This window comes from Streptomyces sp. NPDC002144 (assembly GCF_053593695.1).
Window position 1 is genome coordinate 43,499 of sequence record NZ_JBSFDB010000053.1, and the last position, 9,786, is coordinate 53,284.

Here is a 9,786-nt window from a genome sequence, read left to right on the forward strand (position 1 = left end):
TTCGGCCTCCGGGCCAGGAGGGTCAGGCTTTGCGCACGAACGACAAACGAGTCCACGAGGCCACGGGCCCCATCGAGTCCACGGTCGCCACCGTCCGTCCGTGCACCCGGGGCGCTCGTTCCCGCACCGCCGCCCTGGCCATGGAGTGCAAGCTCGTCGAGTCCGCCCAGCAGCGGTGGCGGGCCGTGAACGCACCTCATCTCGTTCACCTCGTGCGCGCCGGCGCCGGCTTCGAACGCGGCCTACCGGCCGGGCGATCGAAGGCGACGGCCGCATGACGGACCAAAAACGTCGGCAGGAGCGGCTGAGGCGGAGAGGCGAGCGCGGCTACTTCCTGCTGAGAGCGGACCGCGTCGAGGACCACGCCTGGATGTCCCAGCAGGAAGCCGCCCGCCACCTGGGGATCGCGCTGATCCGCGTCGGGATGCTGATCGCCAACGGCCACCTGACACCGGCGCACAACCCGAACGGGCACGCCGGAGTGACAACTACCAGCGTGCAGGCCGAGAAGACCTGGCGAGCGAACGCGACGATCCCCGCGAAGTGCGCCCGCCTCCTCAAGGACACGATCAACTGGATCTGATCGGTGATCTACAGGTCCTGACGATGGCTCGGTTTCCAGCGCGTGGACCGCTCCCGTCGGAAAGGGGCTCGAAGTGGTGGTGCGCCGGCCAGAAGTTGCTCGGTCAGCGCGACACTGCCGTTGGCCATCGCGGTCAGCCGACACCCGGATCAATCATTTACGCGGCAGGTGCCGCGCGGCGCCCGGTCGCGACTCCTGTCATCGGGAAAGAGTGCGGTCATGCGGGTCAGAGTGTCACCGAGAGCCTGGCGCCGCCCGCGGAGGGCAGGATCGCGGGGACCTTAGCCTCTGATGGCGATGAGTGTGTTTTCTTCGAAGGGGCTGCCCTTGACGGTGACTTCCTTCACCGTGCCGATGCCTTTGGCGTAGTACTTGTTGTCTACGGTGCCGGGTTCGAGCGGTGTCCATTCTTTCGTGCGGAGGCTTTTGTTGAAGGTTTTGTAGGGCACGGAGACGCGGGAGCTGAGGTCGAGTATCTGGAAGTGATCCTCGGCCTGGCCGGGGTAGTACTCCTGCTGTCCGCTCGCGCCGGGGTTGGGGTGGGCGGGCAGGTAGACGCCGGGGCGGGCGCCGTCACGCCCTGCGCGCCAGGTCCCCTCGGTGGAGATCATGTTGCCGTGGTCGTCGAGTTCGGCGGTGTCCTCGCCGAAGTACCAGACGTTGCCCGCGTTGTCCTGGGCGTAGTAGTCGCGGGTGGACTCGTGGAGGGTGCGGCCGGAGTAGAGGCGGTCGGTGACGACGCGGCAGGGGATGCCGGTGATGTTCTGGGTGTCGTGGGTGGCGGTGAGGTACTCGGTGGTTTTCGCGCCGTCCTTGATGCCGCTGTAGATGAGCGTCCGGCCGGGAGGCAGGGGGAACCAGGGGTTGTCAACGGTCGCCGAGAAGTTACGCGGGGCCGGGCTCGTCGAGGTGGCTGTCACGGACCGATGGCTCGGGTTCGCGCTTGGTGAACAGGCCATCATCAACAGTGTTGCCGCGCAGGCGGCCGCGAGGGTGAGGGCCGGCGCTGTGCGGGACGGGCCGGCGCGGTGCATGGGGGTGCGTGTCATGAGAACTCCCCGAGTCGGTGGTAGGGCGCCAGCCTGCTCCGCGCCGGCTAAGGAGATCCTGAAACGGACACGCTCAGGTGCCGTGCCGTGCCTCTTGTCCCAGACGGCGAAGGCGAACCCGCGCGGTACCCCCTCCCAGGACCACCACACGCCCAGGCGGGTTCTCGCCGGAGCACCGTTCAGATCCATCGACCCCCGGTCTCCGTGTACGGGCGTGCTCAGTGTCCCCTTAGGCAGCCGGCTCTACGCTGGTTGCGACGGGCCTGTGCCAGGAGGCGCCGTGCTGGAGGCGCCGGCCTGGGCGAGGAGGCGTGATGCGGATTCTCGTGGTCGAGGACGAAACGCCGATGGCGCAGCTGTTGCGGCGCTGCCTGGCGGAGAACGGCTTCGCGGTCGATCTGGCCGCCACCGGCGAGGAGGGCCTGTGGTACGCCGGGGAGATCGACTATGACGTGATCGTGCTGGATGTGATGCTGCCGGGGACGGACGGTTTCGGCGTGCTGCGCTCCGTCCGGGCGGCGGGCCGGTGGGCGCCGGTGCTGCTGCTGACCGCGCGGGATGCGGTGGAGGACCGGGTGCGCGGCTTGGATCTGGGCGCGGATGACTACCTGGTCAAGCCGTTCGCGCTCGCCGAACTGCTGTCCCGGCTGAGGGCGTTGATGCGCCGGGGTGCGCGGGAGCGGCCCGCCGTGCTGGCGGTCGGTGACCTCACGCTGGATCCGGCGGCCCGCCGGGTGGCCCGGGGCGGGACGCCGATTTCCTTGACGGCCAAGGAGTTCGCTCTCCTGGAGTGTCTGATGCGGCGGCCCGGCGAGGTGCTGTCGAAGGCCGAACTCATCGAGCGCGTCTGGGACTTCACTTTCGATGCGGACTCCAACGTCGTCGAGGTGTACGTGGGCTACCTGCGGCAGAAGATCGACCGGCCGTTCGGGCGGCAGTGCCTGCGCACCTGCCGCGGCGCCGGTTACTGGCTGGCGGACGACGGCAAGGACCGTGTGGATCATGTTGGCTAGGCTGCCGGTCAGGGTGCGGCTGACCCTCGCGTTCTGCGCGGCGATGGCTGTGGTGCTGGCCGCGCTGGGCGCCTTTGTGTACGTCCGGATGGGCGGGGAACTCATGCGCGCCGTCGATCTCGACCTGCGGGCGCGGGCCGCGGCCACCGCCGGTGCCCTGGCGGAGCGCGGGCGGGCGCCGCTGGAGGCGGGCCGCGGACTCATCGACCCTGACGAGTCCTTCGCTCAGATCCTCCTGCCGCGCGGGGAGGTCGTCGAGACGACCCCTGCCGTCGCCGCGGCCCCGATGCTGTCGCCCGCCGCCACCCAGACCGTCACCAGGCCGGTCTTCTCCGTCCGACGCGTCGCGGGCGTCGATGACCCGGCCCGCCTGCTCGCCGTGCCCGTCCGTCTGCCGGGCACGGTCCCCCGTTCCGGCGTTCTGGTCGTGGGCGCGCCCCTCGGCGATCGCGCGGAGGCCTTGCACCGGCTGCTGCTCCTGCTGTTCGTCGGCGGTCCGGCCGCGCTCGCAGCGTCCTCCTTCGCCGGCTGGCTGCTGGCGGGTGCTGCCCTGCGGCCGGTGGAGCGCATCCGCCGGGAGGCCGCCGCGATCTGTGAGGCCGAGCCAGGCCGGCGGCTGACCGTCCCGCCGACCGGGGACGAACTGGCCCGTCTCGCGCGCACCCTCAACGCCATGCTCACCCGCCTGCAGGAGGCGCTGGAACGCGAGCAGCGTTTTGTCGACACCGCCGGACACGAACTGCGCACCCCGCTGGCACTGCTGCGCGCGCAACTCGAACTCGCCACGGCCCGGCCACGCGGGCGCGACGAACTCGAGGCCGCCGTGCGCTGCGCCGTCGCCGAGACCGATCGCCTCGTCGGACTCGCCGAGGACCTCCTGGTCCTGGCCCGCACCCGGCAGGGCCGCCTTCCGCTGCACCGCGAACCGGTGTTGCTGCCGCGGCTGCTCACCGAGGCCGCCGCGGCGTTTTACGCCCGCGCCGAGGCCGACGCGGCAACGATCACCGTACGGACTCCGGGGGCGGCGCAGACCACCGCCGATCTCGATCCGGTACGCCTGCGCCAGATCCTGCACAACCTCCTCGACAACGCCTTGCGCCACTGCGGCCCCGCAGGCCCCGGAGTCATCACGATGAGCGCGGAGCGCACCGACGACGCCGTCGTCCTCCAGGTCCAGGACCAGGGCCGGGGATTCCCGCCCGCGCTGCTGACCGATACCCCGTCCGGCACGGACACCGACGGCCTCGGCATCTCCATCGTCCGGTTGATCGCCGCGGCCCACGGCGGCCAGATGAGCCTGGCCAACCTCCCCTCGGGCGGGGCGCTCGTCACCGTAAGGCTGCCTGTACCAACTCGTCCCGCATCGCAGGCCGGCTCGGGCGCGTTGAGCCGTGGACGGGCGTGACTGCCGGAAGGGTGCTGCCGTGAGGGCTGAAACTCGCACGGCAGCGGACGGTTGCCTGAGGCGGGCGGCGCATCGCCGACAAGCCGCCCGTGGTGCGGGACAGCGAAGAAATCAGCCAGGCCGCCGGTCGACGGGATCCTGCCAACGGAGCCTGGCGCCTCAAGGGGCGGCCAACAAGCCTTCGGCCGCAGATCACGGCCGCGCGACCACGCTTCCCTGAAGCCCCGGGGGATGACCCAGGCCGAAGCCTGAAGCCGCCCTTCCCGGCGCGGTGCCGGGAGCCTGACTCGGGTTACGTGGTGCAGCCGGTTCGGTCAGCCGCAGGAGCTGTCGATCCACTTGTGCGAGAGGACCTTGTACGTGCCTTGCAGGTTGCCGCCGTGTCCCTGGCGGGTGCAGCCGACGCGGTTGCTGTAGTTCTTGTTCAGGTAGTACGCGACGCCGGTGAGCGAAGAGTCGGTGCCGGCGTTCCAGACCGACTTCACGTTGCTCGTGGTCGCCCAGGAACACGCGTACGTGCCCGATGTCCAGTCCGGGTCCTGCACATCCCACTGGCACTTGGAGCCCGTGTAGTTGAACCCCGTGTAGAAGCAGACGTAGCCGCTGGGGCAGCTCACCTTGGGAGCCGCCGCCGAAGCTGCGGTGGCCGTGCCTGGGACGACCGCCGCGACGGCCGCAGAGGCCGCCAGTATCCCCGTTCGTATCGCGCGCATTGACTCGCTCCTTTTCGATGTGTGCTTCGACGTCTGTTGCGGAACCGACGTGTCCGTGTACTCGCTGGTCGGGCGGAGTTTTGCTGCTGAACGCGTCGGTCGTCGTGCGTCCATCGTGCTGACCGGGAGCCGTCCGGTCGTTAGCGCGGAGCGCACTTGGCTTGGCGGGTAACGCACTTTTGCGCGATGTGCGGACCGATGATGATCGGGGCGACCGCACGACCTATGGGGGAGCCCACATGCCTGCCACCGTGTTGGATACAGCCCAACTGCCGCCCAGGGAGCGGATGGCCGCCTGGAGGATGACCGCGGAGACCGCCCTCATGCCGACCCGCATCAGCTCCGCGGATCCAAGCGAGTTCAGGGCGCGGATGCAGACCATGGCCTTCGGGCCCGTGCAGCTCTCGAACCTGTCCTACACGCCTCTCGTCTCCCGGCGTACGCCGAGTCTCATCCGCAGAAGCGATCCCGAGCTGTACCAGCTCGCATTGATCGTTTCGGGATCGCAGGGCATCGAACAGGCCGGGCGCTGCGCGTTGATCACACCAGGCGACCTCGTGTTCTACGACAGTTCGCGGCCCTTCGATGCCGTGGTGCGACCGCAGTTCGGCCAGGAGGGTTCCCGGGCCCTCGTCCTTCAGTTCCCCCGGCACCGGCTGCCCCTGCGGGAGCAGGCCGTGGCGCCGCAGTGCGGCAGAGTCTTCTCCGGCCGGGTAGGAATCGGGCGACTGTTGAGCCAGATGCTGCCCGGACTCGCCGAGACACACTCCGACCTGTCTCTCCACGACAGCTCCCGGATCGGCGCCACCGCGGTCGACCTGGTGGCGGCGCTGCTCGCCCACCACGCCGGGATGCAGCGCGCACTACCGCCCGAGTCCCGGCAGCGAGCACTGTTCGAGCAGATCACCGACTTCGTCAACGCGCACCTGCACGATCCCCACCTGAAACCCGCCCACATCGCCGCCGCGCACTTCATCTCGACGCGCTACCTGCACCGCATCTTCCAGGAGCACGGCACAACGGTCTCCGCCTTCGTCCGTCAGCAACGCCTCGCTCAGTGCCGTCGGGAACTCGCCGATCCCGCCCGGCAGTCTGTACCCATCCATACCATCGGAGCGCATTGGGGATTCTCCAGGCCGTCCGACTTCACCCGGGCCTTCCGAACGGCCATGGGGATGACCCCGAGCGAGTACCGCGCCACATTCCGAGGGATGTGAGAAGCTGCCGCGCATCCACCGTCGCTCAATTCCCCGACCGGGGATGGGACAGCCGGACGAACCGACGTCCAGCCGGAAGGTGGCGTACCGCGCGGTTCGCGACGTACACGACGCCAACCGGCCGATTCATCGGCGTCCCACTGCGGGCAGGCCCACCGGACGCCAACCGCGGCGTCCGCACATCCCAAGCCATCTGCTCCACCGGCGCCTGCTCCGGTCTTACGTCATGGGCGACGCCGTGACTGCTCAGACGAAAACCTCGCTCGTCTCGTCGGCTACTGCCTGAGATTCAGTATCTCGAGCCTGCGCAATTCAGGAACGAGACAGGACATGGACCTCCGTCGGCGATTGGGCAACCGTTACCGGCGGCGGCGTTATGGCGGGGAGATTCTGGGCACTGGTGAGCGCCGGGGCAGCCAACGAGGAGGGTCCGGTCATGCGGGAGTCGTCGCAGGGCGTTACGGTCGTGACTCTCCTGGCGGATCCGGACGCGCCGACGCAGATCGCGCAGCATGTGGCCCGGGTGCTCCCCGCTCGGCTCGCCGGCACGTCTGGGCAGGGGCGGCGGTTCGACGTGGAGGTGGTCAGTGAGCCCTTCACCGCGGGGACCGAGGACCTGTCCACGTTGACGCGTCGGATCGTGGACCGCGGGCGGGCGGAAAGCTGGGACATCGTCGTGGCCCTCACTGACCTTCCGCTGCACTCACACGGGCACAAGCTCGTGGTCGATATCAGTCACGAACACGGCTTGGCGCTGCTGTCGCTTCCGTCGCTGGGGGGCCTGCGTTTTGTGCGAAGGGCTCTGCAGGCGGTCGAAGAGGTCGTTCTCCGCTTGGTGACTCCACGAGCCGCCGGGGTTGAAGAGCCTCTCCAGTCGCTGGGACGTTTCACCAGTCGTCTTGCGCCGATTCACCCGGGCCCGGTCGATGAGGAGGAGACCGCTGACCTCCGGTATGTCGTCAGCGGGCCGCGCGGTTACCTGAGGGTGCTCGGCGGGATGGTCCGCGCCAACCAGCCGTGGCGGTTGGTGCCGGGTCTGTCGAAAGCCCTGGCGGCCGCGCTCGCCACGGGAGCGGTCGCCACCGTGAACTCCACCGTCTGGAGCCTGTCCGAGGCTCTGAGTACGCCGCGCCTGGTGATCGCCATGGTCGGGTCCGTCGCGCTCATGATCGGCTGGCTGATCGTGGACGCACACCTGTGGCATCGACCAGCAGAAACCTCGCCGGATGCGAGGAAGAGGGCTGCTCTCTACAACGCGTCCACGGTCGTGACCGTCGGTATCGGAGTGCTCGTCTGCTACGCGGGTTTGATGGTCATCAACATTGTGTGGGCGCTCTTCATCCTCAACGACCGCGTCTTCGCCTCCATGGCACGAACCCCGCTGCACGCCACGGAATACTGGACGCTGTCCTGGTTCGTCGCTTCGATCGCCACGGTGGGCGGCGCGCTGGGATCAGGCTTGGAGAGCGACGAGGCGATCCGGGCAGCCGCCTATTCCAAGCGCGAACAGGAGCGTCGACGGATGCTCGAGGACGACGGTGAATAGCTGCGACCAGAGTCGGAGAGGCATCCTTGGTCGGTCGCCGTCCGGTACAAGAAATCGGCTGATCGATCGTAAAAAGGGTTGTTTCGTGTCGGCGGACGATGGGGACCCGCGCCAAACGCCGTCGGAGCGCCGAAGCTCGGCCTGGCGGGCCGGCGGTCCAAACCACCGTTCCGCCTGATCCGGGTGAACGGCCCGCAGAGACGTGCCGGAGCCACGCCCCCGTCCCAGCACTTCCGAGAGTCAGGCTCTTTGCGCGTCCCATCATCGCCGTGCGGCGGTCCTGCCGCGGCACTGAGGGAAGTCATCATGAAAGCAGCGGTATATGAAGGACCGCGAACGGTCACAGTGAAGGACGTACCGGACGCGAAGATCGAGCATCCCTGCGACATCATCGTCAAGATCACCTCCACCAACATCTGCGGTTCGGACCTGCACATGTACGAGGGCCGTACCTCGTTCGAGTCCGGCCGTACCTTTGGTCACGAGAACCTGGGCCAGGTGGTGGAGGTCGGCTCGGCCGTCCGAAAGGTCCAGGTCGGCGAGTACGTGGTCCTGCCCTTCAACATCGCCTGCGGCTTCTGCAAGCAGTGCGAGCGGGGCCTGACCAACTACTGTCTGACCATGCAGCCGGAACCGGCCCTCGCGGGAGCCGCCTACGGATTCGCCGACATGGGCCCCTACCAGGGCGGCCAGGCAGAGCTGCTGCGCGTGCCCTACGGCGACTTCAACGCGCTGCGGCTGGGCGAGGACGCCGCCGAGCGGCAGACCGACTACGTGATGCTCGCCGACATCTTCCCCACCGGCTATCACGCCACCGAGATGGCCCACGTCAAACCGGGAGACCAGACCATCGTCTTCGGGGCCGGTCCCGTCGGGCTGATGGCGGCCTACTCCGCCCTCCTCAAGGGCGCCGGCCGCGTCTGGGTGGCCGACCATCAGCCCGACCGGCTGCGCAAGGCGGAGGAGATCGGGGCCATCGCGATCAACACCGCCGAGCAGAACCCGGCGGAGGTCGTCAAGGAGGCCACCCTCGGTCTGGGCGCCGACAACGGCTGCGAATGCGTCGGCTACCAGGCACATGACCACCAAGGCAAAGAGGACGCCAGCCTCACCCTCAACGGCCTGATCGACTCGGTCAGGTTCACGGGCGACATCGGCGTCGTGGGCGTGTTCCTGCCCCAGGACCCCGGCGGCGAGGAGGCCCAGGGTGAGCTGGAGGCCCAGGGCAAGGTCCCGATCGACTTCGGCATGATGTGGTTCAAGGGCCAGCGCATGGGGACCGGGCAGGCGCCGGTGAAAAAGTACAACCGGGCGCTGCGAGACCTGATCGCCGGCGGGAAGGCGAAGCCGAGCTTCGTCGTCTCCCACGAGCTCACCCTGGACGAGGCCCCCACCGCCTACGAGCACTTCGACGCCCGTGACGAGGGCTGGACCAAGGTGGTCCTGCATCCCGACGGACAGGGCAACGGCCACAAGCGGTGACGTGACCTTCGAACAGGACGTTACGGGCCGCGTTGCGGTCACGTGTGAACGCCCCGCTCGGCGGGCGTTCACCTGCCAGACAGGGCTCTTGCAGCGGGACTGGCAAGAGCCCTCAGCAGGCGTACCTGCGAGGCCGCCGACCGTCTGTGGGGGAGGGGCGGTGGCCCATGGGACGTTAGTCCACGTACCACTTGCCGCACAGGGTGGTGCCGTCGATTTCGGCGCAGGCGCGTGCGGCGTAGTCGGCGTTGAAGACGGACTGGGTGCGGGTGCCGGTGTAGGGGCCGCACATTTTCCAGCCCTCGCTCTTGGCCTTCTGGTCGCTGACGATGCCCTTGGTGTCGGGGAACTTGTGGTAGCTGCGGTCGACCCAGAGCCGGTCTCCGGCCTTGCGGCCGGACTTGATCTCCGCGCGGCTGTAGCGGTCGAGGACCGACTCGTTTTGCAGCTCGACGCGGCGGCCGTTGAAGTTGAAGGAAGCTCCTGACTCGACGGCTTTGAAGACACCGATGACGCCGATGCCGTCGCAGTCGGCCTCGGTGGCCGAGGCCGCTTCGATGACGCCGGGGGCGGCCGTCGCTCGAGCAGTTCCGGGCGCCGCCGCTCACGCCGTCGGCGCAGGCCCTGGCCCTGGCGGTGCGGGTCGGCCTCGCCGCCTTCGGCGTCCGTCTCGCGTGACCTGTTGTGCGTCAGTCCGGCAGCCAGTGCAGCTCGTGTGCCAGGGTTTTGGCGATGGTACGGATGCGGCGGTGCAGTGGTGACGGCACGCGCGGGAGGA

The 9,786-nt window shown here is 68.7% G+C and carries 8 protein-coding genes and 1 pseudogene; 7 read left to right on the forward strand and 2 right to left on the reverse strand.

The features are described 5' to 3' along the window. Window positions 1-62: 62 nt before the first annotated feature. Window positions 63-278 (forward strand): annotated as a pseudogene (locus ACWCQ1_RS43470) (IS256 family transposase); the annotation flags it as partial. Further along, window positions 275-583, forward strand: coding sequence for a DNA-binding protein (locus ACWCQ1_RS43475; RefSeq protein ID WP_451029038.1), 309 nt, complete (start codon window positions 275-277; stop codon window positions 581-583). The pseudogene ACWCQ1_RS43470 and the gene ACWCQ1_RS43475, both read left to right, overlap by 4 nt. A 281-nt stretch (window positions 584-864) precedes the next feature. On the opposite strand, the gene ACWCQ1_RS43480 is transcribed toward ACWCQ1_RS43475, so the two are convergent. Then, complete coding sequence (locus tag ACWCQ1_RS43480) at window positions 865-1,632, reverse strand: hypothetical protein (protein ID WP_451029039.1); 768 nt, start codon at window positions 1,630-1,632, stop codon at window positions 865-867. Between the two features lie 314 nt (window positions 1,633-1,946). Between ACWCQ1_RS43480 and ACWCQ1_RS43485 the strand changes: the two genes are divergently transcribed. Both ACWCQ1_RS43485 and ACWCQ1_RS43490 read left to right on the forward strand, forming a co-directional pair. Then, the gene (locus tag ACWCQ1_RS43485) at window positions 1,947-2,645 is read left to right on the forward strand and encodes a response regulator transcription factor (protein WP_451029040.1); all 699 of its coding nucleotides are present in this window, start codon (window positions 1,947-1,949) and stop codon (window positions 2,643-2,645) included. Continuing rightward, window positions 2,635-4,050, forward strand: coding sequence for a HAMP domain-containing sensor histidine kinase (locus ACWCQ1_RS43490; RefSeq protein WP_451029041.1), 1,416 nt, complete (start codon window positions 2,635-2,637; stop codon window positions 4,048-4,050). Before ACWCQ1_RS43485 ends, ACWCQ1_RS43490 begins: the two co-directional genes overlap by 11 nt. A gap of 314 nt (window positions 4,051-4,364) precedes the next feature. Here ACWCQ1_RS43490 and ACWCQ1_RS43495 read toward each other — a convergent pair whose 3' ends face one another. Beyond that, a complete protein-coding gene (locus ACWCQ1_RS43495) occupies window positions 4,365-4,763 on the reverse strand; it encodes a peptidase inhibitor family I36 protein (RefSeq protein ID WP_451029042.1) in 399 nt (132 codons plus the stop codon). 239 nt (window positions 4,764-5,002) lie between these two features. On the opposite strand from ACWCQ1_RS43495, the gene ACWCQ1_RS43500 reads away from it, so the two are divergent. From ACWCQ1_RS43500 to ACWCQ1_RS43510, 3 genes are all read left to right on the forward strand, one after another. Beyond that, on the forward strand, window positions 5,003-5,980 hold the full coding sequence (locus ACWCQ1_RS43500) for an AraC-like ligand-binding domain-containing protein (protein WP_133042333.1): 978 nt from the start codon (window positions 5,003-5,005) through the stop codon (window positions 5,978-5,980). 436 nt (window positions 5,981-6,416) lie between these two features. Continuing rightward, a complete protein-coding gene (locus ACWCQ1_RS43505) occupies window positions 6,417-7,526 on the forward strand; it encodes a hypothetical protein (RefSeq protein ID WP_451029043.1) in 1,110 nt (369 codons plus the stop codon). Between the two features lie 306 nt (window positions 7,527-7,832). Further along, entirely contained in the window at window positions 7,833-9,008 is a 1,176-nt protein-coding gene (locus ACWCQ1_RS43510; protein WP_451029044.1) for a glutathione-independent formaldehyde dehydrogenase, read from the forward strand. Window positions 9,009-9,786: the final 778 nt, after the last annotated feature.

What these genes read in the sequence shown, in the direction of transcription:
- ACWCQ1_RS43495 (WP_451029042.1), bottom strand. Translation starts at nt 4,763, where the DNA reads ATGCGCGCGATACGAACGGGGATACTGGCGGCCTCTGCGGCCGTCGCG.
- ACWCQ1_RS43485 (WP_451029040.1), top strand. Translation starts at nt 1,947, where the DNA reads ATGCGGATTCTCGTGGTCGAGGACGAAACGCCGATGGCGCAGCTGTTG.
- ACWCQ1_RS43490 (WP_451029041.1), top strand. Translation starts at nt 2,635, where the DNA reads ATGTTGGCTAGGCTGCCGGTCAGGGTGCGGCTGACCCTCGCGTTCTGC.
- ACWCQ1_RS43475 (WP_451029038.1), top strand. Translation starts at nt 275, where the DNA reads ATGACGGACCAAAAACGTCGGCAGGAGCGGCTGAGGCGGAGAGGCGAG.
- ACWCQ1_RS43505 (WP_451029043.1), top strand. Translation starts at nt 6,417, where the DNA reads ATGCGGGAGTCGTCGCAGGGCGTTACGGTCGTGACTCTCCTGGCGGAT.
- ACWCQ1_RS43510 (WP_451029044.1), top strand. Translation starts at nt 7,833, where the DNA reads ATGAAAGCAGCGGTATATGAAGGACCGCGAACGGTCACAGTGAAGGAC.
- ACWCQ1_RS43500 (WP_133042333.1), top strand. Translation starts at nt 5,003, where the DNA reads ATGCCTGCCACCGTGTTGGATACAGCCCAACTGCCGCCCAGGGAGCGG.
- ACWCQ1_RS43480 (WP_451029039.1), bottom strand. Translation starts at nt 1,632, where the DNA reads ATGACACGCACCCCCATGCACCGCGCCGGCCCGTCCCGCACAGCGCCG.